The sequence below is a fragment of the Vibrio sp. 2033 genome, from assembly GCF_033339735.1.
In genome coordinates, this window is sequence record NZ_JAWOVC010000015.1 from 24,986 (window position 1) to 50,588 (window position 25,603).

Consider the following 25,603-nt stretch of genomic DNA (forward strand, 5'->3'; position numbering starts at 1 on the left):
CTATAAAAATATGATTATATCAATATTTTCAATACGTTATCATTATCAACAATGCCGATTTACGCTTTAACTGCCAGAAAAGCCATTATGGCTAGTTAAATGTTCACATTGAAACCTAAATCACATCAACTTGAACTCAAGTAGAAAGCTTTTAAAGAATAGTTCCCAAATTGGTATGTAATTTATGATATCGATACTATTCATCTCAGACCACTGAGTTGCTTTAATGTGTATGGTAACCGATCGCTGATGGATAGTAGTCCTTCCATAATGGCACATTCTCGTGTTGAACAACTTTCCTATAGTGGAATACCTTACCCTGCTCGTTGCACCAATTTTTTAGATACATCTCAGGTAAAAAGTGATTGTCTTTTTTTACGCTCAATGAAGCCTCCATTTTCTCTTTTAACGCTGCATTATGGTGCTACAAAACCTTACCATACCACCGGGCTTATACCTTACTACTCGAATCTATAGTGCAATTACAGTGTCTCTCCTTGCTCATGAATCGTATACTCAAAAACCTATGGTTCACAGATGTGCACCAGGCCATCTAACCATCCCAATAGCTCATGCTCTTCCTTACATTGCACCAGTACATAGCTGGATATATAATTACTGTATATACATACAGCAGTCAGACGTGTTTTTAAAATGGGTGTTTTACAAATATTTGATCAGTCAATAAATTGCGGCATAACAGGCTTTGAAGACCCAACAAGCGGGAGTGTCCGTAAATCCCTGTCATTGTCAAAACAGCTAGTTCATCATCCTAGCGCAACCAAATTAACTGTTGCTCATCAAGATGTACCTTACTTCGGTATTTCAGATGGCGATTACCTGCTTGTTGACTCAAGCCTACAACCTGAAGCAAACGACTGTATTTTGGTTGAATACCTTGGCGAAAACGCTCTTGTGTCATTTCAAGAGATACAAAAGCAAGAAGATATTGTAGTTCAAGGCGTTGTATCTGCTCGTTTTCATTGGTACAGAAAAGGCCATTCGATACCTATACATAACTCATTGAAAGAGTTCGACCTTCATGAGTTATTAATACCTCCTGAGCAACAACATACATGTGTATTGATGCGTGCAAACGGTAAGTCTATGTTACCAATCATTGATAACGGAGATTTGCTACTCCTTAACCGCAGCCTCTCATTTAAAGAAGATCATCCCGTTATCATGGCTTTAAATGGTGAATTGGTATGTAAGAGGTTGAACAAAAGACTGAAAAAAGCATACAGCGACAACCCAAAGTTCAGATCTGTTTATCTATCATCAAGTGACGAAATTCGCATTTACGGCTGTGTCTCTATGGCTATCCGAATTTACCGGAGAGAACTTCGTGGCCGTTAAATCATTCGCACTAATAGACGGAACGGGATTTTATGCGCACAGTAGTGCTCAATTTCATCCTGGTTTAAAAGGGAAACCAGTACTCGTGTCAGCAGGCCAAGGTATTAGTATTGCCGGAGCAAATATAAAGGAATTTGGGATACCCAAGTTCTCTCCTATTTGGGAAATCGACTCTAAAGTTGCCATGCATCATGGCGCAATATTTAAGTGTAATTTTAATACCTTAGGGCAGATATCTAGGAACTTTAAGCAATCACTTATAGATGTTTCCGAGGGGCTACCCATTTTTCATTACAGCGTCGATGAATCTTGGGTGGAGACTACGGAGCTACTGAAGAATGGCATTGACCTGGAAAGCGAAGCTTGGCGTTGGCGTGAACACATTTGGAAAACAACGGGGGTTCCTACAGGAGTCGGGATTGGTCCTAGTTTAACTCTTTCAAAACTGGCTTCGTTTGCAGCCAAAAAACTTCAGGGTAGTAACGGTGTATTTGTCATTAGTAAAGACAATTTGATTCAGACATTAGAAAAGGTACCTGTTTCAGAGGTTTGGAACGTAGGCAGGAAGCTATCTAAACACTTTTCTCATATGGGCATTTATAGCGCGTTAGATTTAGCTCGCCAAGATCCTAAAAAAATGCAAAAAGCCTTTTCGATTTCCGTCGCCAACACGGTCCATGAGTTAAATGGCACACCTGTCTACAATTGGAACGACACACGACCTAAGAAGCAACAAATTTGGTCCACCAGCTCATACCGGGACCGCTTACAATCAAGGGAGTCCATAATGTCGGAATTATCTCTTCACCTTGCAGAAGCATTTTTTAAGTTACGAGCGCAAAAATCAGAAGCCCTGGCTATAACAGCATTTGTGTCCACATCCATACATGACGATCCTCAGGAGCAGTTTAAGGCTAGCCGGAGCATACACTTAAGTTACGGTGTATGCGATACCTCTGTAGGTCTAAAGACGTTGAGAGCTATTCAGGGTGACCTTATTCCTACTCAACCGACAAAAACGCGCATTTATAAAGTTGGAGTTGGCCTTACTAGTTTAATCGACGCAGAGCACAAGCAAGCAGATCTATTTGAACATGATGTTAATAACCATAAATTAAGCAAAGCAATCGACTGCATTAATACGCGCTTTGGGAAAGGAACAATAGAATTTGGAGCACGTACAAAGCGGTACTCAGAGCGACCAGGGAATGTAAAGTTGCTAGAGCTGGAGAATTATTTCAGCGATTTTAATGAGCTACTTGAGGTTAAGTGTATCTGAATGTATTGGGTTGTGTGAATTAGTGAGAATGCAATCTGTCAGTTTGGTCTCCTGAGGGTGATAAAATCTGACAGGTTGTTCTATATTGCTTCTGCCCTATTACGAGTTTAAGCATTAAGGTAACGCTTTTTCTGCTTTTCAATCATTTCTTTATACAGTTTAAATCCGCGACGAATGCTCTCATCGGAAAAGCCAATGCCATACCCTAGGTCAGAAAGTTCAGCAGCGAGGTTTTGTTCCAACTCCGTGTAGGTTAGTTTTTTAGGGTTGATTGAACGGTCTTGGTGTAAAATCATTCCACAAAGGTAGTTTTTAATCTTACTGCGTGGAGGAGAATTAAGGTTGTTGGACTGATACAAACTTATTGTTTCATCTATTTTCCTGCCCCCGATAGATTCTAGCAGCTTGTTTAGATTAATAATCTCTTCTATTGAAGTAGCGCATTGTATTTCAGCTCGGATATTATTTGCTTGAGAGGCATATAGGGATTGTTTAAACCATGCCGTTACCCACTTTATCTCATTGTCGGAAAGAGGCCTAGAAACATCAACACTCATATTGACCCAATCAATAAGTTCCACTTTGTCTGATGAACCGCAAAACTCAAGAGCCATCCAAGCAGAGAGGTGCTCTTCTTCAACTGTAAATTGTCTTTCCTCATTTGCTAACGTCCGAGATAAAGCTTCCTTTGGAACCAGTTTTTTTCTGGTAGAGTTATCCAAACCAAAAGACTCACGATAGAACTGATGAAGCGTATATGGCGCACTGTAAAAACAAAGCCCTTCACTCTTTTTCTCAAAAGGGAGGTGGAAGTAGTGCAAGGCTTCTCTATAATCATAAATACTAAAGAAAAGTGTTGGCGAATACCTGTGATAAAAGGTGTTTTTATATTCTCGAATAGGAGACAATGCGGTGACAAATTGCTCATCAATCATCTGAGCAATGCTAACCAAATCAGGTGATATTGTTTGCAGCTCTTGCTCTAAATTCTCACCCTCCCAATTCTCAGCCTCTAATGCCCTTTCTACTTCATGCTGTAAACACAGAGTGATATCTTTAACCCAAAATCGATCGGAATGGTTTAGATCAAAATAATAGTCGCTAAACACAAATGCATGAAAAGGACCATCGATGATCTTGTCTGGTTCTATGTCACTTACTGAGAATGCAGTTTCAAGCTCAACCCTTTCTAAACATGTTTTAGATGCATCCAGAAGAAGACCGTATGCTTGTTTATAAATTGCTACATCTTCAGGATAAAGCTCGCATATTGCTTCTCTGTAAGCCTCTTGGCAAATAAAGTCACAACAACTGCTTTCTGAACTTCTTTTAAATCCGGCAATTAGCTCTCTAGACACAACCTACACTTCCAACAAAAAAACAAGTTCAAACCTAATCTAATTTACCTTTTTTTTCAATGACTCCTATCGAGTTACTGATCCGTTAGGTTATGACTTTTCTAACACCAAACTGGAAATTAATTCTTTATATTCAATATGTTCTGTTTAATGGAATCTATGTATATCACAGACACATTTCACACCCATAATCTCAACGAATTGTCAAGGTCAAGAATTAATGCGTTTGTGCTACTGTCCACGGCTTTTCCATAAGATAAATTGGTTTCATTCATTCAAGGTAAATCATTGCAATTTAAGGAGAACTAATGAAATCAAATGTGCTCCCCTTTAAGGGAAAGCGAACGTCTAAACTTGAGACAGGTCAAGAACCACAAGTTACTGTACAAGAGCTCGCGCCCAGAGAGTTGTTTGATATGGCTTTTGGCGATGAGCAAGGGCGAACAAGGCTAAGAGAAATGAAGCGGAGGGAATATGGGTTTAGTAAATAATCAAAGTACTGAGTATGAGAAGTACATCGACGAACAAGAAAAGCTAGTCGGTTTAATCAGAGTGACTGGGGCAAGGATGTACGGCTATGGGTATGACGATGCTGTAGAAGACTGCCAAGACAGAATCAACATGCTTGAAAATGAACGTGAGTTGTTGGAAATCACGGTACATGAACAAGAGGAAAAGTTAAGACAAGTAGGCTCTCATTTAGGTGCCGGGCTCAGTAAGCTTAGGTAATCAGGTCTAACGCTGAACGCACCCCAAAAGCTATGCCATCCAGTCCATATTATTTTTTAGTCAGTTGGTCATTAAGTGAGAAGACCAACTGACTAATTTGGAAAAGTTCGAATTACACTTTGCGAGTCTACTTAACTAATTGAGGGAATTTCAATCATTATGCTCTTGTTATAGCAATCACCTAAGATAAAAAAACCAAGTAATAAATCAGCACTTACTGCCTACCAGTGCTCTCTTTATAGTCTGGGAACCTTTCCTGATATTGTTTTGCAATAGAATGATAGCTATCTTTTTCTGTGACAGCCCGGCCCCCTTCTAAAAACAAAATATGCCTCACAGGTATACGTTCACTGAGTAATTCTTCTAGTTTACTAACATCGAAACTTTTGCCCAATTTGCATTTGCAAACCGTATTTACTAGGCCCCCCATTGTGGATACCTTTTGCCACTCACGAGCAAGGGTATCAATATCATTATCAGTCCAAACTTTCGGATTAGGAGGTGTACCATTATGGTAGAATGCAAGATGATGGAGAATACAGGTAGACCCCTTAGGATTTCGGTCACCTATAGGTGTACCATTTGGTTTGCTGGAATAAAACTGCTCCCATACAACAAATCCTTGTTTGTTAGGTGCTACCTGACGGGCTATCTGAGATGAAAAGTGAGAGATAGGTGGTTGATAATTAGGTTTCAGATAGTCCCAATTTGGCCGATCACTTTTTGCTTCAAACAAACATAGTTTCCCGACTCCCTTGTCATAATCAATCAATAAAACACAAGCATCAACGCCCCATGCTTGCTCTTCATTTGATTTCAACTTCTGTGAAAATGCAGCTGATTTTAACGGTAGCCTAGCATTAATCCTATTACGAATTTCTGCAGTTAGGACAGATGTATATTCATTTTCACTAGAAATGATACCTATACTAAAATCGGTTCGAAGATCAACATCAACCTGATTGATCAACTTTTCTATCAACTCTCTCGTTTCTCTGTCAAATAGTGCCATTTACTTACTTCTCCTAATTTACTCATCTCGATAGAATTATGATTGGCGTCTCTTTTTAAAACGGCCTGAGCTACTTCTTTTGTTCTTTTGAAACTCTCTTGCCAGTTCAAAAATGTTTTGTGAGCAACGTTGTACAGAATGAAACGGATGGGATTCTACGAATCGTAACTTGGCTCTTGTGATGGCGACATACATTAGATTCAACTCATCTCGAATTTCGTCTTCTGTACGCTCGATTAATTTCAATTGGTCACAAAAATCATCCCCTAGCACCACCTGGTCAAACTCTAGGCCTTTCGTTCTGTGGCAAGTTCCTACGACAACTTCAGCAGCCTCAATATTATCCACTTTAGAACGCTTCAAGTTCTCATAAATATCAAACAAACCAGTATCATATTTAGAGACAAGTCTGAGGATTCTAGCCATATCGATGTTTTTCGTTTTTTTTGCAACTTCTACGAAATCTTCGAATGTAGTAAAATCACGCTTAAAGTCACGTGAGCGTATTTTATCGTACTGCTCTAGCTTCAAGTAGAGTAAATCAAAGAGCTCGTTAAATGGATAGTTATTAAAACCTCCAGTCCAGTAAATGCTCTTGCCACGTTCGTCAGCTTCTATCGCGACTTCAATCGTTAATACGATCGTACGGTTGATATAGGCTATCTGGAGATTTTCATCTAAATCGTTTTCTGAAGTTAAAACAGACTCGATAATGCCATTATCGGTCCCCTTAAGCCGTTCATGAACACCAAGTTGGTTCAGAAAGGCATTGGCATATGTAGCAACCTGTTCATTGAAGCGAAATGACTGGGTTAATGAGAAAACTTCGGCTCCACTATTTTCTTGAACTTTCAGTGCATCTTCGGCACCGCGATAACGATAAATTTGTTGCGACTCATCGCCACATACATAGACTCTCATATTAGTTTGAGCTTTCATAAAAGCTCTCACTGCAGGGTTAAGGTCTTGCCCCTCATCTACAAGTAGCACATCAAAATGCTCGCTCAAATCTACTTGGGCAATAGAGAAACCTTTTAGGTAACCATCGTGCGTCATGGGAACCGGACTTTCCAATAACTGCATTTCATTCCAGATTTGCTTGGCACTAGAAACTAGCTGCTCTTGAATATCCAATGATTTTTTATTTTTGGGGTTGTATGGAGCGTGTTTTTTTTCTATTTCTTGGTCTTCACTACAAAAATAGTTTTCTAAAGTAACCATAGTCCCGTTTGCGATGGACCAGTCGCACCTGAGGTGCTTTCTAATCAGCCCCATGCTGAGGTTTTCTGCAAACTTGTGGCGGTAGTATTTTCCTACGAATTGATATGCTAACTGATGGCCAGTGAGTGATAGACAATTGGGAGGTAAATTAGCGGCATCTGCGATCGGACGATTATAAGTAATATAGAGCATTCTTAGCTCTGGATATGCATTCGCGAACAATCTAAATAATGTAGTTTTACCAGTTCCTGCAAGCGCTTTGATCACAGCAAGCCTAACAGGTTTGTATATGACGTTTTGTTGTTCTAACGTTGGTTTCATTCTGCCCCCAAAGCCGTTTTAATATGGTATATTGTGACAGCAAAACAAAAAGCAGTCAACTATCATATATAATAAACCCCGGAAAATATCCAGGGTTTATCAATTAGTTAGATTTCAGTTTCTAGAGATTACATTGGTGAGGTTTTTCGAGATTAGAAACCGTTAGTGGCGTTAATTCATCGCTAAAGCAATGGTACTCATCAACGAAGTTCTTTTCACACATACGGTAGGCAAAGAGCTCATTACCCACATTTGGAAGCATAAGTTTTCCATTTGTAGTGTCTGTAACTAATTCAGCACCTGCCACATCTAATGAATCAAGGCTTGAAACTTTATAAACTTCTATTTTGGTGTTATCGCTAGTGACATGATCATTTAACTTAAACTCCCCCATTGAACAAACATCAATAGAACCACCGAGAGTATCTAAGTAAAACTCTACATCACACTCACCAGCTAGTGGACTTTTTAACGCTACCCCTTCCTCTGACAACTTTCTCATTTGAAGCATTGCCTCATATGCATTCAAAACACCATAGCCGCAATATCCATTGTCACAAGAATAATTAAGAAAACCACTTCCCGCTTCACCGACCATTGGTTTGCCTGTCGATTGTTTAAGAATGGTAATGATTTCTGTAGGAGTTAAATCGGGACTTTCGTTGAGCATTAGTGCAATTGTGCCCGTTACTAGAGGTGTCGAAAGACTCGTTCCAGCCGTTTCGGTGTAGTCCAAAGCTCCATCATTATTCGAATCAACGATTGTCGGCAATGAGAGGCGGTCACCATAAGCAACAATGTCTACGTTAACATCAAAGTTAGAAAACCCAGACTTATATCCATCTAATTGGTTTGAGCCTACTCCGATCACACCGGGACAATCTTTTGGTAACCCTGTTTCATAATTAACGCCTCGATTCCCTTGCGCTGCCACAAAAGTAATCCCCTTATCTTGCGCTACTCGAATCGCGTCTTGAACGTCACCACCACACATTGTGTTCCGCAACGTTAACGACATATTTATAACATCAACTGGCTCTGAAATTAGCGGTACACCAGGAACCTCTTGTCCACTCAGCCACTTGATTGCAGCAGTTAAGTCTTCAACTTTTGCTTCACTACATTTCAGTGCTCGAGCTGCAACCAATTCAACATCAGCTACACCTTTTACGCCATCCCCTTGAGGGTTGGCACCAATTAGTGATGCAACCATATTGCCATGACCTATATCGCAGTGTTCACCACGGTCAGATATCGGTGTGTCAAAATTTGCTGTGTAACCTTCAGTTCCGATAAAACTATATCCATCAACAAAAGGAAGCTCTGGAGTATTTAAAAAGCCTCCATCTATAACACCCACACGTGTCACGTTATTGGTTTTTGCAGTATCTCTGGCCTTAGAAATACTATTCGCCCCTTTAAGTAAGTCTTGGTCTGCCCAATAGGTATTTAACTGTGACTGGTGGTAACCAGTTGAGTCTGACATCGCTAAAGGATCGACTCCTTTAAATAAGATAGGTTCTGCAATGTTCGCATGAGCATAACCGTTAAAAACTGCAGCGCTAATTAGTAGAGATAGGGTGATTTTGTTCATTCTATTTGTCCTTAAATGCTGCAATTGCCGTAAGTAGGGTCAGTTAAATTTTCAACAAACTGAAATTCAGGGTTGAACTTGAAAACTGACAGTTCAGTAAACTGACCGTAGTTCACATTACCTTTAAAGAATGAATAGCCTGTCGAAGAGGCATTGAAATCCACTGCTGGGAGTACACTCAGGCTATTCTCTTTTGCGGCAATCTTGTTCAGATGATCTATGTATTGTTTAGCGCTTGCGTTTAGTTCAGATTCAAAACTTGATAATGGATTAACAAGTAGAGTCTCTATACCACCATTATGCACCTTGCTTACTGCCAACTTGATGTCGTTTAGTTTGTCCAGGTATACCTGCTCATCAAATTCGGGTGTAAATGGGAGCTGACCATGACCCATCAATAAAAAAACCTTTTCATAAGCATGTTGGAGTGATTGTAGCTCCGAAAACTGCTTAATCTCTTCACTGTTATCGATGTACGTTGAAGCGACTTCAAGACGCTCATTAAGACTTGTGTTAACAATATCAAGGCTAAAGTTCGTAGATATTTGCTCGCTGCCATCTTCAAGTGTCAGTGTGAGGCTCAAATCACCTGAAGACTTAAGTAATTCATCTGCTGAAAGAATTAAATTCGATTTATTTACAGACCAATGAATATTTTTTTCATATTCACTTAGAGGAATTTGATTGAGAACCGACTGTGGATCTCTTACAGTAAGAGTGTAGTTATCTGATTTTGAGTTTGTTTCTAATTGGACGGTTATTGACTCCCCATTCTCCACTAGTGATTGAGTTGGATCTGTTACAGTAAGTACAAGTGACTTATCGCCACTACTGCTATTGGTGCCACCACCTTCTCCGCCACCACCACAGCCAGATAGGACTACTAAAATCGAGAGTGCTAAGTAGTTTTTCACTTCAAATCCTTTTTTTTATACGTAAATGACATAGATTAGTTTTCTAAATAAACCAGCGATTTCGCTAGTTTATTGATTGCTCTCAGATTATCCTTATCCAGATTCACGTTTTGAGCTTGCAGTTCAACTTTTGTCGTTAAGTTGAGGACTTAGAATGCTTTTTCATAAGCTTTTCTTTCAAAGCGGGCAATTTTCGCTCAGATGTCTCGTATTCGACAGCTAGTTCCAAGAGCTCATCATTACTAAATCGACTCGTTAACCCAACGATCGCTGCCAAGCCTTTTGACATGGCGCCTTTTTTTCGTGCGTTATCCACAACGCTATTACGAGTACCCAATAATGAATACACCCCTAACTTCGACATACCCAGCTTCAGGAGACGACTCTCCAGAGCATCATAATGCTTCACTTTACAGCGCTGTGACTCTGTAACGCTTAAGATAGGATTGTTTACACTCTGAGATAGAATGTGGATCTGTTGCTCTTTTGGCATTTTCAAAAGAAAATCAACGCATCGAATATGCGATTCCTTTACAGGTTCGTCGGGATTATTTTTGTACTTTTGAATCGCGACTTCATTTGAGCCAAGAAAATAAGCTAATGAGCGTACAGACTGCCCCTTTCTCCGTGATTGCAATTCATCAAAAGGTAATTTGTCTAGATTTTTCTGAAAGTCACTAAATAACATTATGCCTTTATGTTGCGGTTTTCCCGCAACATACCTTAATCTAATTAATCCGAGATAATATCTCTTCAAGAAGGACTTTGTCGTTTTCTAAGGCCTCTGTCGCTGACAATCTGCCCTGCCCAAGCTTAAGGTTTTTGTAAAGGTACCAAGTACCACGTTTGTCTATAATTCGAGCATCTAAGCCTAAATCAAGAACTTCACCGTAGTAATCGAAACCCTTACCAAACAATATTTTGGTTTCAGCTTGTTTAAATGGAGGGGCAAGTTTGTTTTTGACAACCTTAATCCTGGTTTCATTACCCATTGTACAATCGGTGACTTTATAGCTCCCCGTTCTGCGAATATCAATTCGCGTTGTAGCGTAGAACTTTAAAGCATTTCCACCTGTTGTTGTCTCAGGGTTTCCAAAACCACCAATTTTAAAACGAATTTGGTTTATGAAAATAGCCATGGTATTCGTTTTCTTTAGAATACCTGTTAGCTTCCGGCATGCTTGCGACATTAACCTCGAATGAAGGCCCATACTAGCTGCCCCCATCTCTCCTTCTAACTCCATTTTAGGACACATTGCTGCGACACTATCGATAACAATAATGTCTACTGCTCCCGATAGAGCAAGAGTTTCTGCAATAGACAGAGCTTCCTCCGCACTATTGGGCTGCGAAACATACAATTCTTCGCTATTAACGCCAATTAATTTGGCATATCCAGGATCAAGCGCATGCTCAACATCAATGAAGGCACAAATACTTTCTTTCTTTTGTGCTTCAGCAATGACTTCCAATGCCAATGTCGACTTTCCGGAGCTCTCCGGGCCAAAAATTTCATGAATACGACCTCGCGCTAACCCGCCCACTCCTAAAGCTTTATCAAGCTTAGGTGAGCCTGTAGATACGATGTCAAGATTGTTAGTTGTTGCTTCGCCCCCAAGGCTTTGCACAGCACCCTTGCCAAATTGTTTTTCAATTTGCCCTAAAGCAGCAGCAAGAGCCACGCTTTTAGGTGAAGGATTGCTGTTATTGCTAGCTATTGTAACCATAACTACCTCGCTCTGTTTTGTTATATATTATAGTTGAGCAAAGTGTTTGTCAATGGTATTTAATACCATATTAAATCATTTTATAGCTACTGTTTATTTCTGGAATGAGGTACTTCGGTAGGCATATAGGTAAGAATTGTATCCAGATTGATCAGGCTGTCATCTGGCTCCAGATTTCCGGCTTTTGACTCTATCTGACTTGCACTTGCATTATCAATTGGGCTAGGTAATAGCTGAATCCCAAGTACAATGCTAGAACACAGAAACCAAACAATGAGTATCGTCTTTTGCAAATTATCTCTACGCTTGTGCATCTCTAACCCTCCAATTTAATATCATATATTATAGATTGGTTTGTAAATTTTTCTATCTATATTCGGGCTTATATCGATATAGACGCAAAGTTGAGATATAGGGTTGCTCTTCAAACTTACTACGAGCTTTACTAGACCCCAGTCTTTTAGACTTTGGGGTAGACTCAATCGAAACCATAGAACCAATGAGTACCGTTCTCGCTGAATCCATATCGGTAGTTACAACAAATATTGGTAACGAAGCAACTCTTGAATGACTTTTCTCTCCCACTCCTGGTACATATCTAGTGATGTTCGCTTTAATACTTGTTGGACTTGGCGTCCGGTGCACAAGAAACTCCGAATCAGAAATCTCTGCAATTTTCTTAGAAACGATGTCAAAGCTATCAGAACCGTTATCAATGATTTCTTTAGCTAACTCAAGCGCTTCTTCTTTTGAGTATTTCTTTTGGTTACCCCACCCTTTTGATTCGTTATAAAAAACTATTTTTTTAGGTAGCGCCTCTTCTACCACCAGCAAGCGTTCACATTGTTTAAAGTGAACCCTTTGCATGCCTATCTCTGTTAATAATTTTCTTACATAATTCAATGCGGCAGTATTGCTTTTGCATTTACTCGAGGCCTTAGCTTCTTTTACAGCGTCTGAAAATGCCTTTTTGGCATGATTTACTTCTAGTAATTTGGGAACTACATCTTCAGGAATGAAGACCACTCCAGGTAACTGGTTTAACTCTCGTCCTGATTGGTATTCATCGTAAGTGATCGCCGTTATAGCTCTAATGACCGCTTTAATTGGTTTGATGTCAGAGGGATTGTTTAACTGAACGTTAAAGTACGTTTGCTCTAAGGAGTGAGCAAACGCATGAAGTGAGGATTCTAATGACTGAAGTTTTCGTATGACTGGCACACTGTGTAGTGACTTGGACACTCTTCTTCTCTCTCTATCATTTTGGATTGATTTGTTTCAACCCGCTTAGAGCCCCTTTGAGAATAGGTTGCCACCTTATCAAGGAAACCTCTATCGTTAAAAACAAAGTCAACATACTCTTCATACATCGGCAACCCAATTTTATTTTCCCAATATCTATAAGTAACTACTCTACCCCATGGGAAACTTTGGGTTAGTTGGGGCTCACCGAATATCTTAAATAGTTCAGTTTCAGTAGTTAACCCAGGATCAACTAAGTATGCTGGATTATTAGGGATTCTTGTACCACCAGCACCATATTCACCAGTAAAACCAAATACTGGATCAAGACTATCATTTTGAGCACAACCGAAAAGGGAGGCGCTCAACATTACAGCTAACATTAATTTCTTATTCATCATCTTTTCGTTTCGTCATGATATTGAGGGTTTGTTTTACAAAACTAAAATCAGGTACAACTGGCATAAATGCCGCTCTCATATACTGTCGAACTGTTCGATGTATTGAGAACAAGAACCGCCCAATAAAACTATCTATTTCCGATTCATTTAGTTCTTTGTATGTCACCTTAATTTGGAATATTGAGGCGACTACCACGACGCACACTACTGGAATTAACCAGTTAGGAACGAGTGTGTAGTACATATTCAACCCCCAAAAAATAGCCGCTATAACACCAAGTAATGGAAGAAGAGCAATTGCAGCAACCATAGGAAGCCTCCTGTTGTTTTATAATAGGTTACAGCATATACAATTTAAAATCCAATTCCTAAATTCATATCAGTGTCAACCTCTTGTTTAACTTTTTCGTCTACTTGTTTGCACTTGTCTTTTACTGGTCCAGAAAGCTTATTGAGAATTTCATTATTCACAGATGTATCTATAGTGAACTCATTAACTATATTACCAAGCTTGGCTTTAACAACTGCTGGTGGAGTTGCTTCAGCCCTGTCAACAGCTTCTATTTCAGTACTTATGTTAGAATGCAAAGATGGTTTACCTGTCCACGAACTTACCTCAACCTGCCTTAATATCTCAAGAAGGTCCTTGGGGTTTGCAGAGTACGGTAGGCTTAACTGACTACCTTCAAGTTTGGGTTCATTATTATTATCGAAAGTGATATTTAAGAGTTTAATGTGCCCATTGTTCGAGTACTTATGGATAAAGTCTTGTTTAGCTGCAATCTGCACCTCTGTAGATAAATTTCTACCAGCGTCTAAATTCGCTTTATAACCACGATACAGGTCAAACGACTGATGCTCATGTTCAACATAACCTGTTTTTCTAACGACCAAACCTTGATCAATTACTTTACCATCAATGAACTGGTTGAACTCTCCAGCCTTTTTAATCGCGTTTACCAGGAGCTCATCCACATTTAAAGAGGTCTCGGTAACCTTGCCTAATTTCTTGAGAACAGAATCCCTAAACCCTTGGAGCTTGTTAACCAATGAAACCTTAATAACTGGCTGTATACGATCAATATCTCTTAGATCAATACTTTCAGCCTTCATAGCTAACCATTCTTCCGCAAGGCTACGTCTATCTAGAGGCTTGTTTTCATCAAGGTGCCCATAGTTTTGTTTTATTGTAGCCTTGTCTTCAGTGGAAATGTTTTGCCAAACAGTCTCCATAAGGTCCACATACTCGGAGTTTGTGAACATCTTCTTAAATCCCAAGTGTACCGCTTCATGTGCAATAGTCTTTCGAAGTCCTGACTCATATGCGTTATGTTCACTTTGTAGATTCACATGCATTTCACCATTGTGGGCAACCCCAGCGAGTGTAGAGCTGTAACTTTTCAGATCATTACTAAGAAAGTTCATTGAATCTATCGTTTCATGTACACGAATCTTTAAGTAAGGGTGATTAGCCTGAATCTCTTCAAGAATCTTTATTGATTTGGGGATATCCAGCTCAGGATCTACTTGGGAAGTGGGAGCAGCACCTATTGTTCTTAACGTGTCAGGATTATGTTTTATAAAAGAATGTACAGCTTGAGCTTTACCATCACGCTCGAGCTCACTGTAAAGAATAGTTTTACCTTTAAAGCCTTCCTCCCTCAGCTTCTCTATTGCCAACATTTGATCGATAATTTCAGGCTCAGTTACTGCTTCAGGTAAAATGATTGCTCGAACATCTTTTATGGTCAGTTTTTGAATGGGGTCAGCTTTCTCAGAACCTATTGGCGAAAACCTTGTAGCCTCAGCTAGCTGGTATAATTCATTCGATAAACTATCGCTCAAAGCTTCTTGCGAAACAGGTTTGTTTAGCGATAAAGATTCCACTATTCTACTGAATACATCTTCCTTTGCTTTTGATACATCAATACCTTGGTCCACCGATAACTGGGATACTATCCCTTCAAATTTTTTAATAAGGTCCGCATAATACTCAGATGTATGGTTAGTTGGCCCAACAAGCTCACCATCCAGGGTCGCTTGTATTTTACTAAGGTCTTGGTTAGATAAATGTACTAATGCTGCCATCATCTGCGGAATAGTGACATTATTGGAGTTTTCAAGGAAGGCCATAGCTTCATGTTTACTTTTTAGTTCTACACTCGGCTCTAACTTGCATTCTAAGATGTTGTTTAATAACCAAGTATTGAAAGCATCCCTCTCACTGTACTCATCCAACTGCAAATTTAATTGTAATGATAGAGCTTCATGGTCTACTTCTGATTCTTTTGTATATACGTCTAGTAATTTTTCAAGGTGGTACCTTAAGCCCATTAATTCGTTTCGCGGATCTAATTGTTTGTATAGTGTTGTTGCAGTTTCGTCTAGTAACTCAATACTTTCTTTGGAGTCATCGAGCTGCATCTCATTCATAAACGATAAAACTTGTGATTTAACGGCGCTATCAATTTTGTCATTTAATGATTCCCCTTGCTCTAACAAAAACTGTTTAAAGTCTGGTTCAACGCCCTCAAGCTTTTGAGCAGTAGTGAACTTCAAGTACTCTTCAGCAATTTCTACTAAATCTAAATTCTGAATAAATCTTGCACCGGGTAGATTCTTCTTTGGCAAGTCTGCAAATCTTCCCTGGCTATATTGATAAGCTAAAAGTACTTCTGGTCTTTTACAAAGCTCCAGAGCAGACTCTAAACCAATTTCACTAATAGCGTTTTCTAAATTTGTTGAATCAATACCTAGATTATTTAGTGCTTCGAGCATGCCGGGCCACTCTGAAAGACGCTCCATATCCACAGTGAAGTTCGATATTAATGGGTTGTTTAATTTTCCTTGGGGTGTCCAACAATCAGACTGAGTGATCGTATTTTGAAAATCTACGATTAAATCGATACCTTGATTCGATTCAATGAACTCCTGGAAGGTATTCGTTTCTACCTTAAACCCCTCTCCACTTTTGACTTTATCTAAAAGTGAACTTAGGTTTCCATTTAAACTAAAGCTCGCAATGAGAGAGTTCTCATAACCATTTTCATGAGTCACATCCCAATCTTGCTGTTTCAAATGGTGAAGGGTGTAATAGGTATTGGCCATGCCTTGAGGCACTAGTTTTAAGGTATCTACCATCTCATTTGCTAATGGATGATCAAGGCTTAACTCTTTACCTTTAATTGAACCATTAGAAAACTCACCGTGTTCCATTAGGTTGTCTACAATACGCTCTCTATCTCGGGTAATGATATAGCTATAAACCATAATTTTAGACCTTGTTATTTATCCTCAAATGACATATTTACTATATTCCATAATCTTTATAAATTCGATTTATTTCAACTCGCGCGTGTGTTAATGTGGTATTTATACTGTGTAATTATCCTTCAGGTACAGCTCATGAAAATCTCAAATTGGCCATCACTCATTAAATGGATTATCTCTGTTGGACCAAAATCAGCCTCTACAAGTCAGCAATATATTACTTCACTGCAAAGTCGTGACCGAGACGCTTGGCGAAAACGAGTATCAAAGTTTAGCCCCAAATGTACTTTTGCTGGTGTTATTAGTGATGCAATGCACGAAAAAAGAGGCGGACTTGTAATTGGTATCGAGACTAAATGTGAAGGCAAGATAAATTTGTTGATCCCTAAAAACAAATGCAACGAAATGGATTTAGCGAAGTCGATACTATCTAATGCATCTATAGTTTCTATCACTTTCACTCCATACATTCATTTTGAGTACGGTCTAATTGGGCTAGTAGAAAGCATAAGTTCTTTATGCCACAACACAGAGAACCAAATATCAATTAAACCTAAACAATTGCCGAAAAATGCAACCTCGACCAACACTACTATCACTCAAAGTGTTCCTCGTTCCACCAATAGCTGGAACAGTTCGAGTGACGAGCAATTGATGAATTACTTGAGTCAAGATATTGGTTTGAGGCAGATAGCTTTACAGATGAACGTAACACCAAAATTCATTACAAATAGAATGCTGCAACTAAGCATAATTGACATTGACCAGTTCGCTGAAATAAAAAGGCAACTGTTAGATTTAGGGTGCTTTCAATAAATGGCTAATGCCACTTGATACCGAAGAGGATTAAACAAGTGGTAGTTTTGTAGAAATATCTATCGTAGAAGCAGCGATCAAGAAGTGCTTTGCTTGGTCAAAAACCTCAGGCAAAAACACTATCAAATGAACCAAACAAAGAGGAGCACCAACTTAGTAAATGGTCTCCGAACGGAGCACGGCTTTGAATGTCATATCACGTTTGACCTTGTTTTGACTCACAGCGTTCCGGCGACGGAACGCGATTCAATTCTTGTATAGCGCCAAATGAAAAATTTATATTAGTATCCCCGATGATGATCGTTCAGGCCTTGATATATAGCACTAGCGATTAAATAACCTGTCAATCCAAATACAGACAGAGCATTAGTATGTAGTGCACCATTGAAGTAAGTAGTGATTAGAGATGAAATAAACACCACTACAAAAATTAAAAGCGCTATCTTGAAGCCCCAGTCAACAAAGAAGTCTATTGCAGGACCAAAGCTCAAAGCTAGGTTGTTATTCTCCATTACATTCTCAAGCCTTTTCACAAGCTTCTCCTAGTTTTCTTTATAGGGTTTTCGAATAGATTTTGGCGCTTTGGGTAGCCCGTTAAGCATATCTATATGAGCTTGTTTCTTACTATGCCCTAGCTCAACTTCCTCTGCAATTTGGTAGACTCTTACCTTGCTAAACCCCCACCGATTGGCTAGGTGTGCTGTAGTCCAACCTTTTCGTTTATAGCACTCAATGTATTCGTCTTTAGTCACGGTAACAAGAAACCTATCTTTGTAAAGTATGCTTAACTATATACGTTAAGCATACTTTACTCAACAACTCAAGATTTTTAGTCTTCGCGTTTCACTAATAACATACTAGAATCTGAGTATTCGTTTAGTTTGCACATAGGCCAGCTCTTAATAATTTCGTAATTTTTTCTGTTGATTTCTAAAGGTACTTCTATCATCACATCAATGAAATGTTTACTGTTATATGGAGTAGACTGCCGATGTAATACAATTTCTAACTTATCTTCGCGTGGGATTGCAGTACTTTTTACATAAACACTCGGAGACACAACAGCCTCTACCGCGGTCCGTTCTCTCAAAAATACTAGCAATTGCTCTTTAATGTCGCTCATTATTTTTTCTCTATTTATTAATAGCTTAGCTTATACATTGTGTTTCTGTACACTCAGATATCTGACCATATACAGCGACAAAATCAACCTATAGATTCTGTTCGCACTGTATTTGACTTTTTTCATTAGGATTCTGTGATGAAAGCCTCAAATAAAAATGATAGCCTCAACATATCATTGATACCCATTAATTATCATTGACAGTCATCACCTGTTAATTGACAATGTGACTGTCAATTTTATGGAGAGTCACAATGTCATCAGTCACTGAATCCGTTTTGCAGAATTTGGAAAAAGCAAACGAGAGCGTAAGTCGTACCGAGTCAGAACGTCGAGCAAACATCCTTCAGCAATCGAAGGTTGTACTCGATGAACAGTTTGAAGTCAGCAAGGTCATTCTTAATCACTCAGTTCCACAAACCAAAATGAGCAAAATGTGTGGCTGGGACTCTGTCAACACGTTTAAGAAAAAGGAAGAAGATTGGGTGGAGCAAGGCTATCAACCACCTGAAATGATCCGTGGTAAGTATGCGTATTCGCCAGACTATATTCATGAAATTCTCGATTTAGCTGGTAAGCCAAAATGGTCTGATTTTAATCGTGGTACTCATATTATCAATGTACAGAACCAGAAAGGTGGTACAGGTAAGTCCATGACGACTATTAACCTGGCTCAGGCATTAGGTTTACAGCACCTTGAACGTATCCGCATTCTAATCATTGATTTAGATCCACAGGGTTCACTTAAATTGTTCGCTCAATCTAAGGAATACAAACAAAATGATCTGGACCAACTCACTGCCGTTGACATTATGACAGCGGATCTTGAGGGTAAAGATTCTCTATATCAAAATTTCGTGAATTATGGTTTAAGTCATGAGGATATTATTGATGAAGCAATCCTTAATACCTTCTTACCTAATGTTCGAATCATGCCAGCGTTTCCTGAGGATGAGCGATTTTCGTCTTTACATTGGCTCGGAGAAGAAAACCTAATTCCAAGATTAAAAGAACGAGTTATCGACCCTATTCGTAACCAATACGACTTAATCTTTATTGATACAGGACCTCAAATCAACCCGCTTACTTGGAGTGCACTGTACGCTTGTAATGGTTTGTTGGTACCAGTATCTCCAAAGGCTCTCGACTGGAGCTCCACAACTCAATTCTTGGATAATTTACCTAACCAGGTTCGAGCTTTGCCAGAAGGTTCAGAAGGTATTCGTTGGATTAAAATTGCCCGTACCAACGTCGAAGAAGAGAAAGACCGAGATACTGAGCTATCAAATCGTATCAAAGATGAGTACCGTTCCATGGTATTCAATAACTACATCATTCGCTCAAATGCTTTTGATACCGCAGCCAAAAATTATCGAACAGTACTAGATGTCGCTTCTAGCGAAGGTATTTGTATCCCTCGACAGCTACGTGACTCTAAGGACTCAGTAATTGATTTAGCAAATGAGCTTAAAGATCACTTAAAAGATATCGATTTATAAAGAGGGCACCATGTCAAGTCATAGAAGAAATGTCCAAGCTTATACACCAGGTGGTAATCGTACCTCGAAGTTATCATCAGATAGTGTTGCAATCACAACGAAAGAGGAGCAACTCCTTAACGAGGCAGCTCAAGCAGGAGTATCCGAACTAGAAATTGCGGTTGATGGCCAAGAAGTCTTGTTTCAACTGGTCGAAATTCCTTTTGATAAAATTGAAGCCGAAACATTCGTATCAGAGGATAATGTTCGAGATCAATCAATTATGTCTCGGCTGTCAGTTATAGATATTACCAACAAGATCTCTGATAAGGGTCAACTCTATCCCGGTCTTGCTATAAAACACACTGATTCACAAGGGGGTGTCACTTATGAAGTTATTGATGGCTCTCAACGCAGAAGCGGTTGTTTCTACAGTAAGCGCGGTTTTAAGATCTATGCTACAAGTCAAAATATTACACGCGAAAGTAAGCAGTCTTTATCTGAAGTAAGTAATACACATAGACCCATGTCTCTCTATGAGTTAGGTAAGCAATGGCTGAACCTCAAGAAAGAACAAGGTTTGAACAATATTCAGATTGCCACCGAGAAAGGCTATGACAAAAACTTAGTCTCAGCTGGTATAAAAGCGGCAGAGCTACCAAAATGGCTAATAGATGTCATTCCTAGTGTTCCTGATCTAGGAAGACCTTCAATAATTGAATTAGACAAGAAAATAACTAGCCTTTCTGATAAAGAAAAATCAGGCTTTGAAAATTTTTGCTCATCTTTATTAGAAGAGACAGAAAACCTAAGGCTTACAGCATTAAGTGCTAAACACGCCAACGCTCAAATCGTAAAAAAGATTCTGTCATACAGCTATGCCGAGCATGATGAGGATCAAGGGCAAGATGCATTGACAAAGCCAAAGAAACTTAAGAAGAAACTTGATAACGGCTCTGAAGTTCACGTAAAACATGACTCCTTGAAAGGTGAGTTCAGTTTCACAGTTAAAAATATAAGCGATGAGCAAAAGCAGCAGCTTGATCAGCTTTTAGGAGATTGGGGATTATCCATATAGTGTGGCGTTTATCTATCATGCTGAAAAATTGGGCATTTAACTGTTTATAGTGTCATTTTCTTTGAACTAAGCTGTAAACCTGTATATAATTCGCTTCGGAGTTAAATTGCCCCCAAGCGTTTATCTCTGTCCCCCTCTTACGCTTTTGCGTAGGAGGGGGTTCTTTTTTTCAAACCAGAAAATATACAACTCCCCCTCCCCTAATATCTTTACTTGATCAACTCCAAACTTGCGAAAATAAGCTTGTAGCCACAGAATTCTTTAGGCCAGTGTATCCTTTTACTGATATAAGTTACTCTTTTATCAACCTCAATGGCTTGTACTATTTTAAGAGAGTGATGAGAGCAAACCAATGGACTTGTATACTAATCGAACTTCAAAAAATGATTTCATTAAACATGGCATCACAGATCATATAGAAGATGGAATGGACTTATTCATTGCTTCAGCTTTTTTCACAGAGTTTGATGTTATAGATGAGGTCCTTGGAAAAGGATGTAATTTAAAAATCATTGTGCGACTTGGTTTTCCAACCTCACCATCTGCACTAGATAGATTACTAAACAATAATAAGGTTGAAGCTAGGTTCTTCACGACCAACTCATTCCATCCTAAGCTTTACATTTTTGGTGATAAGTCCATCTTGTTGGGTTCAGCGAATCTAACTCGATCCGCCATATATTCTAATCAAGAAGTTATGATTGGCATCCACCCGGAAGATCATAGATTTATAGAACTGCAAGAGTTATTCAGTGAATACTGGCGTGACGCAAAAGTGCTCAATAGAGATGCAGTCAAATGCTATCGGAGTATCTATAACAAGTACTATCATGCAAATAAACTATTAAATGACATGGAACACGATGTCATCGACACCATGGGGGATGTGAACTTCTCGAACATCAATCGCGGTAAAAAGAAAGCATCACAGAAGTCTATTTTCCAAGATACATACCAGCGTTCATATCAAGAATCAGTTAGTGCTTTTAATCGAATAGTAGAAATCTACAAAACCTTCGATAGAAAAGTTAACGGTGACTTAATACCATTAAGATTAGAAATTGACTCATTCTTCAGCTTTGTTCGCGACTTCTATGCCACTCAAGACACTTGGAAGCACCAACCTCTTGGATGGGATGAACAACAACGGTCTAAAACGGCAAAACTTATTAATGAATGGATGAATACAAAATGGGAACATTTTGAGGATCGCATTGTTCCGCATAATTATCCCCTTATAAAAAAAGTCCTCGGTTCAAAGGAAGCAATCATATCAGCTTCAATGATTGATATAGTTGAGGCACTTTGCGTTCTGCACTCTTTCCATGACCGGTTTCGCTTCTACAAAGGTGGCCTCAATACATTAAAGGAGAGCTTTATGGGAAGTAATGAAGAACAGAGGGTAAAAAAGACTCTGATATACCTACTATACGGCACTGGAGACCCTGTAACACGTATGGCAAACTGCATATACGATAGTGAGTATAAGTTGAACCAATTCGGAAAATCTAATGTTCAGGAGCTAATTGGATGGATTAACAAAGAAGATTTGCCAGTCATCAACGGTAGGACAACTAAAGTACTAAGATACTTCGGCAACAAAGTTGTTCAAGTAAGTGAGTAACGAAAGTTATAGTTATTGACGCCTCACTTCTGTTGAAATGAGGCAATATGATATCCTAAAAACTACGCTACTTCTTCTACCTCTGCATCGGTCTCAATAAGTCTAATCATTTGCTCATATAAATTAGTCCGCTCAAAGTTCTCCTTTGTATATTTGCTTCGAAGATACTTCTCTACCCCTTTGACAGTTACATTTCTATCTGATGATAATGGTTGCTTAAACACTTGAGCCAGCAACTGGCAAAAGTCATGCCCATTCGCGGTCTGATATATACAATAACCAGCTTGATTTAACTCTACGTATTTATTGTATATGTCGATACAATGAGTTTGTTCTACTCTCGGACTTCTTCTGATTGCAGCTTCGATTAAGATTTGAATGTTTATTGACACATTAAAATCGTTAACCGTCACAGCTTCGCTAGTAAAGTAGTTCATACCTTTGAATCTCACATTCAAATTCAGCAACCTACAAGCGAGTTTTACAAGACCGATTTCATTACAGACGCTCATCAGATTACTCATTAATCTCTGACCAACTTCATCGATCTGCATCGGACCCAGAATATGATTTTGTGTATGTTCAGTTATAAAATCTGTGATAAATTCATCATGAAGCATCATAATTTCTGCATCATGCACGTCCGTCATAAATGTATCGTTGTAAGTCTTTTCTAGTACGTGGTCGAAGTCTGCATCGACTATACCGTAAACTTGATTAGAAATACGAGTCCTCAGCCTATCAACAGCTTCTATGACATCCGCCTTTCCACTTGCTGGAGTGCAGTAAAAGAACTCTGTATTTCTCAACACCATGTTAAACAGAGTAATATCGGAGTCGCCTTCAACAACAAATATAATCCTATTGCCTACGTGGTCAGTTTGGACCTGTAAAAGCAGAGCGCTAAATTTAGTTTCATCGCTACGTTCTCTGGTAGCATCTCTTAAACTCGACATAACTAGTTACTCTTTGCAATCACATGCTTGTCAAAGAGGTCAATTGAACTTTCCCATTCATCACCAATCACATCCGGTGAATGCGTTGTTACTATAAGCTGTGAGTAGTGATTAAACTTTGATATTTGAGAGAACTCATTAAGGAGGTCTTTCTGCCATGAAATGTGTAGAGATACCTCAGGTTCGTCTATCAAAATGATTGCACCATTTTCTGCTTTGAAAATTAGATCAAAGAAAATAGATACTTGGTTCTTCTCGCCTGAAGACAACTTTTCTAAAGGTATATTAGCACCAACATGATTGAAGAATGCGAAGCCGTATTCCGGGTTAACTGCTATAGTTTTAAATGAAAACTTTTTCTTCTCAATTAGCTTCGAGAACTCGCTCAAACGTCCTACAAAGTCTTCATGCAAAGATTCTTCATAGAATATTTCATCCAATTTATCACTCAAGTTAATGGTGTAGTCTGATACAAGGTTTAAGTCATTCAATTCGAGATACTTACTCGACTTTGGTAGCAATCCGAAACGAGTGTAAGGTGCTAACAGGTCTTGTAGGCCAACTATCCTCTCTTTCTGCATGTACGGTAATGCGTTATTTTGAACTTCGTGTGATTCTATTGAAATGCATGAAAATAAGTCATAAACCAACTGGTCAAGCTTGTGCAATTTACTTAGCGCAAACTTCATTTTATCTTCTAGAAACGCTCTTTGCTTTGTAATGATGCTATATGCTTCAGTTTCGTCATTCAGATGTACAGAATGGATAAGAATAGAAAAAGCTTTTCTGTAATCAAATACCTTTTCTTCAGACAAGTTTTGGGTTGAAGGAATGATGATCTTTTTTGCGTCATTAAGAAATGACTCGATCTGCATACCAGATTCTGAGTTGAAGTAACGGACAAGACCAAGATTGGTTTTCAGTTCGAATGTATCAAAACTTATTTTAGATAATTCTTTGTAGTTATTTGAGATAGCATTATGAATCAATTTGAGAAGCATAGTCTTACCATAGCCATTGGGGCCTGTAATAACCACATGATCGGACTCTGGAAGTTCAATGTCATAGTTTAAAAAACCAAACAGATTCTTAACTGTAATTTTTTCTATTCTTAGGAACATTTTGTAGTATTTTTATTGAAAATTATGTCGCATTGTACCATTAGAGGTAATGTCGTAAAGTGCATATTGATTCTGGGTATTTCTGTTTCTGTGGGTTATTCAGTGATTTATGGGTAATGACCAAAGACCAACGTAGCTTGAATAGTAAAGATTTATTAGTCTGAACTCTTTACTTTATCTAGACGATTTATATCCACATTCTTAACCAAAGCATCTGCATCAAATATCAATTGATTTTTTTCATTAACTTTTGGTCTGAATAAAACTAGTACTTTACCAAACTCCCCTTCTGCCTCAGCTGTTAAGGTCGTATTTCCTGAACTATCAACCAAGTAGTTTGTTGAGTCTGAATCCAACCTTCCAATTCGGCCATTCACGTGAATAATTCCAACGTCATAGTCTCTTGATGACAAACTCTCGGAAAAATACTTTTTTAACTCTTCAGGGTTATCCAATATAGATTCAGGGTCATCAACGTACGCACTTGCAACCTTAAGTTCTATATTCTGTTTATTATGAATTGATGTATAATCCGGCCCATTTGGAGTATTTGAAATGCCAGGGCTAACATATAAGCCCACAATTGCCCAAATTGCTGAACATGATGTAACTATTGCTCCTCCACCTTTTGATGAAACCTTGAGATTGTTCCATTCGATTAGTTGCTCCTCTTCCTTTAACGAGGCGCCTCTTTTGAAAATTTTATAACCAAAGTACGCAACGAAAGAACCAATAGAGAAACACAGAAGCATCCCTATACCGTTAAAGACAATAATACCCAATCCTTCCATGGATCTCCCTTATCTTAATTTTACTATTATTTTGTTAATTCATCTAAACAAGCTTAGATCATTCTTGTATCAACAGAGCTCAAACTTAGATTCTTTTTTCTTAGGCTCACCTTACATTCTGTTTACTTATGAACTATTAGTTATTCCGAAAGTATTTATCTGTATTCATTAATTCGTATCGGCAAGTGA

23 protein-coding genes are annotated in these 25,603 nt (G+C 38.8%); 7 read left to right on the forward strand and 16 right to left on the reverse strand.

The features are described 5' to 3' along the window. Window positions 1–654: 654 nt before the first annotated feature. Both R7P74_RS17725 and R7P74_RS17730 read left to right on the forward strand, forming a co-directional pair. Window positions 655–1,359 carry a S24 family peptidase gene (locus R7P74_RS17725; protein ID WP_054574980.1) on the forward strand — a complete coding sequence of 235 codons (705 nt, stop codon included), beginning with the start codon at window positions 655–657 and terminating at the stop codon, window positions 1,357–1,359. Next, a complete protein-coding gene (locus R7P74_RS17730; RefSeq protein ID WP_025633977.1) occupies window positions 1,349–2,638 on the forward strand; it encodes a Y-family DNA polymerase in 1,290 nt (429 codons plus the stop codon). Before R7P74_RS17725 ends, R7P74_RS17730 begins: the two co-directional genes overlap by 11 nt. 107 nt (window positions 2,639–2,745) lie before the next feature. Here the strand turns inward: R7P74_RS17730 and R7P74_RS17735 are convergent, their stop codons facing one another. After that, complete coding sequence (locus R7P74_RS17735; RefSeq protein ID WP_025633975.1) at window positions 2,746–3,996, reverse strand: hypothetical protein; 1,251 nt, start codon at window positions 3,994–3,996, stop codon at window positions 2,746–2,748. Window positions 3,997–4,470: 474 nt separating this feature from the next. On the opposite strand from R7P74_RS17735, the gene R7P74_RS17740 reads away from it, so the two are divergent. Next, entirely contained in the window at window positions 4,471–4,725 is a 255-nt protein-coding gene (locus R7P74_RS17740; RefSeq protein WP_203347291.1) for a hypothetical protein, read from the forward strand. 214 nt (window positions 4,726–4,939) lie between these two features. Here the strand turns inward: R7P74_RS17740 and R7P74_RS17745 are convergent, their stop codons facing one another. From R7P74_RS17745 to R7P74_RS17790, 10 genes are all read right to left on the reverse strand, one after another. Continuing rightward, window positions 4,940–5,737: a hypothetical protein gene (locus R7P74_RS17745; RefSeq protein ID WP_025633971.1), complete on the reverse strand. Its 798-nt coding sequence runs from the start codon at window positions 5,735–5,737 to the stop codon at window positions 4,940–4,942. Between the two features lie 36 nt (window positions 5,738–5,773). Further along, complete coding sequence (locus R7P74_RS17750; RefSeq protein ID WP_025633969.1) at window positions 5,774–7,279, reverse strand: 3'-5' exonuclease; 1,506 nt, start codon at window positions 7,277–7,279, stop codon at window positions 5,774–5,776. Between the two features lie 121 nt (window positions 7,280–7,400). Beyond that, a complete protein-coding gene (locus R7P74_RS17755; protein WP_077202322.1) occupies window positions 7,401–8,873 on the reverse strand; it encodes a S8 family peptidase in 1,473 nt (490 codons plus the stop codon). Window positions 8,874–8,884: 11 nt separating this feature from the next. Continuing rightward, window positions 8,885–9,787, reverse strand: coding sequence for a hypothetical protein (locus tag R7P74_RS17760; protein WP_025633967.1), 903 nt, complete (start codon window positions 9,785–9,787; stop codon window positions 8,885–8,887). A gap of 136 nt (window positions 9,788–9,923) precedes the next feature. Continuing rightward, on the reverse strand, window positions 9,924–10,544 hold the full coding sequence (locus R7P74_RS17765) for a hypothetical protein (protein WP_148299822.1): 621 nt from the start codon (window positions 10,542–10,544) through the stop codon (window positions 9,924–9,926). Then, window positions 10,516–11,514, reverse strand: a complete 999-nt coding sequence (gene recA, locus R7P74_RS17770; RefSeq protein WP_044129452.1) for a recombinase RecA — start codon at window positions 11,512–11,514, stop codon at window positions 10,516–10,518. Before recA ends, R7P74_RS17765 begins: the two co-directional genes overlap by 29 nt. Window positions 11,515–11,880: 366 nt before the next feature. Then, window positions 11,881–12,756, reverse strand: coding sequence for a hypothetical protein (locus R7P74_RS17775; protein WP_138058891.1), 876 nt, complete (start codon window positions 12,754–12,756; stop codon window positions 11,881–11,883). After that, complete coding sequence (locus R7P74_RS17780) at window positions 12,705–13,157, reverse strand: hypothetical protein (RefSeq protein WP_138058892.1); 453 nt, start codon at window positions 13,155–13,157, stop codon at window positions 12,705–12,707. The genes R7P74_RS17775 and R7P74_RS17780 overlap by 52 nt, the downstream gene beginning before the upstream one ends. After that, window positions 13,147–13,467 (reverse strand): hypothetical protein, encoded by a 321-nt coding sequence (locus R7P74_RS17785; protein ID WP_025633960.1) that lies wholly within the window; start codon window positions 13,465–13,467, stop codon window positions 13,147–13,149. Before R7P74_RS17785 ends, R7P74_RS17780 begins: the two co-directional genes overlap by 11 nt. A gap of 44 nt (window positions 13,468–13,511) precedes the next feature. Next, window positions 13,512–16,373, reverse strand: a complete 2,862-nt coding sequence (locus R7P74_RS17790) for a hypothetical protein (RefSeq protein WP_203347290.1) — start codon at window positions 16,371–16,373, stop codon at window positions 13,512–13,514. A 189-nt stretch (window positions 16,374–16,562) separates the two neighbouring features. On the opposite strand from R7P74_RS17790, the gene R7P74_RS17795 reads away from it, so the two are divergent. Next, window positions 16,563–17,243 carry a hypothetical protein gene (locus R7P74_RS17795; RefSeq protein ID WP_025633958.1) on the forward strand — a complete coding sequence of 227 codons (681 nt, stop codon included), beginning with the start codon at window positions 16,563–16,565 and terminating at the stop codon, window positions 17,241–17,243. Between the two features lie 281 nt (window positions 17,244–17,524). Here R7P74_RS17795 and R7P74_RS17800 read toward each other — a convergent pair whose 3' ends face one another. Both R7P74_RS17800 and R7P74_RS17805 read right to left on the reverse strand, forming a co-directional pair. Continuing rightward, on the reverse strand, window positions 17,525–17,776 hold the full coding sequence (locus R7P74_RS17800) for a hypothetical protein (protein WP_025633956.1): 252 nt from the start codon (window positions 17,774–17,776) through the stop codon (window positions 17,525–17,527). 296 nt (window positions 17,777–18,072) lie between these two features. Continuing rightward, window positions 18,073–18,366 (reverse strand): hypothetical protein, encoded by a 294-nt coding sequence (locus R7P74_RS17805; protein ID WP_025633953.1) that lies wholly within the window; start codon window positions 18,364–18,366, stop codon window positions 18,073–18,075. Window positions 18,367–18,620: 254 nt separating this feature from the next. Here R7P74_RS17805 and R7P74_RS17810 point away from each other — a divergent pair, with 254 nt between their 5' ends. The 3 genes from R7P74_RS17810 to R7P74_RS17820 all read left to right on the forward strand — a co-directional run bounded on the left by R7P74_RS17810 (window position 18,621) and on the right by R7P74_RS17820 (window position 22,546). Then, window positions 18,621–19,865, forward strand: a complete 1,245-nt coding sequence (locus tag R7P74_RS17810; protein ID WP_025633952.1) for a ParA family protein — start codon at window positions 18,621–18,623, stop codon at window positions 19,863–19,865. Window positions 19,866–19,875: 10 nt separating this feature from the next. Beyond that, a complete protein-coding gene (locus R7P74_RS17815) occupies window positions 19,876–20,922 on the forward strand; it encodes a ParB N-terminal domain-containing protein (protein WP_025633951.1) in 1,047 nt (348 codons plus the stop codon). Between the two features lie 352 nt (window positions 20,923–21,274). Next, on the forward strand, window positions 21,275–22,546 hold the full coding sequence (locus R7P74_RS17820; RefSeq protein WP_025633950.1) for a phospholipase D family protein: 1,272 nt from the start codon (window positions 21,275–21,277) through the stop codon (window positions 22,544–22,546). Between the two features lie 62 nt (window positions 22,547–22,608). Here the strand turns inward: R7P74_RS17820 and R7P74_RS17825 are convergent, their stop codons facing one another. The 3 genes from R7P74_RS17825 to R7P74_RS17835 all read right to left on the reverse strand — a co-directional run bounded on the left by R7P74_RS17825 (window position 22,609) and on the right by R7P74_RS17835 (window position 25,414). Continuing rightward, window positions 22,609–23,502, reverse strand: a complete 894-nt coding sequence (locus R7P74_RS17825) for a DUF4435 domain-containing protein (RefSeq protein ID WP_025633948.1) — start codon at window positions 23,500–23,502, stop codon at window positions 22,609–22,611. A gap of 2 nt (window positions 23,503–23,504) precedes the next feature. Continuing rightward, window positions 23,505–24,623: an AAA family ATPase gene (locus tag R7P74_RS17830; protein WP_025633946.1), complete on the reverse strand. Its 1,119-nt coding sequence runs from the start codon at window positions 24,621–24,623 to the stop codon at window positions 23,505–23,507. Between the two features lie 155 nt (window positions 24,624–24,778). Further along, on the reverse strand, window positions 24,779–25,414 hold the full coding sequence (locus tag R7P74_RS17835; RefSeq protein ID WP_025633944.1) for a hypothetical protein: 636 nt from the start codon (window positions 25,412–25,414) through the stop codon (window positions 24,779–24,781). Window positions 25,415–25,603: the final 189 nt, after the last annotated feature.

Excerpts from the sequence above, each read along its gene's own strand:
- R7P74_RS17725 (WP_054574980.1), top strand. The coding sequence starts at position 655 with ATGGGTGTTTTACAAATATTTGATCAGTCAATAAATTGCGGCATAACA.
- R7P74_RS17740 (WP_203347291.1), top strand. The coding sequence starts at position 4,471 with ATGGGTTTAGTAAATAATCAAAGTACTGAGTATGAGAAGTACATCGAC.
- R7P74_RS17745 (WP_025633971.1), bottom strand. The coding sequence starts at position 5,737 with ATGGCACTATTTGACAGAGAAACGAGAGAGTTGATAGAAAAGTTGATC.
- R7P74_RS17750 (WP_025633969.1), bottom strand. The coding sequence starts at position 7,279 with ATGAAACCAACGTTAGAACAACAAAACGTCATATACAAACCTGTTAGG.
- R7P74_RS17755 (WP_077202322.1), bottom strand. The coding sequence starts at position 8,873 with ATGAACAAAATCACCCTATCTCTACTAATTAGCGCTGCAGTTTTTAAC.
- recA (WP_044129452.1), bottom strand. The coding sequence starts at position 11,514 with ATGGTTACAATAGCTAGCAATAACAGCAATCCTTCACCTAAAAGCGTG.
- R7P74_RS17780 (WP_138058892.1), bottom strand. The coding sequence starts at position 13,157 with ATGATGAATAAGAAATTAATGTTAGCTGTAATGTTGAGCGCCTCCCTT.
- R7P74_RS17785 (WP_025633960.1), bottom strand. The coding sequence starts at position 13,467 with ATGGTTGCTGCAATTGCTCTTCTTCCATTACTTGGTGTTATAGCGGCT.
- R7P74_RS17790 (WP_203347290.1), bottom strand. The coding sequence starts at position 16,373 with ATGGAACACGGTGAGTTTTCTAATGGTTCAATTAAAGGTAAAGAGTTA.
- R7P74_RS17795 (WP_025633958.1), top strand. The coding sequence starts at position 16,563 with ATGAAAATCTCAAATTGGCCATCACTCATTAAATGGATTATCTCTGTT.
- R7P74_RS17805 (WP_025633953.1), bottom strand. The coding sequence starts at position 18,366 with ATGAGCGACATTAAAGAGCAATTGCTAGTATTTTTGAGAGAACGGACC.
- R7P74_RS17810 (WP_025633952.1), top strand. The coding sequence starts at position 18,621 with ATGTCATCAGTCACTGAATCCGTTTTGCAGAATTTGGAAAAAGCAAAC.
- R7P74_RS17815 (WP_025633951.1), top strand. The coding sequence starts at position 19,876 with ATGTCAAGTCATAGAAGAAATGTCCAAGCTTATACACCAGGTGGTAAT.
- R7P74_RS17820 (WP_025633950.1), top strand. The coding sequence starts at position 21,275 with ATGGACTTGTATACTAATCGAACTTCAAAAAATGATTTCATTAAACAT.
- R7P74_RS17825 (WP_025633948.1), bottom strand. The coding sequence starts at position 23,502 with ATGTCGAGTTTAAGAGATGCTACCAGAGAACGTAGCGATGAAACTAAA.
- R7P74_RS17830 (WP_025633946.1), bottom strand. The coding sequence starts at position 24,623 with ATGTTCCTAAGAATAGAAAAAATTACAGTTAAGAATCTGTTTGGTTTT.
- R7P74_RS17835 (WP_025633944.1), bottom strand. The coding sequence starts at position 25,414 with ATGGAAGGATTGGGTATTATTGTCTTTAACGGTATAGGGATGCTTCTG.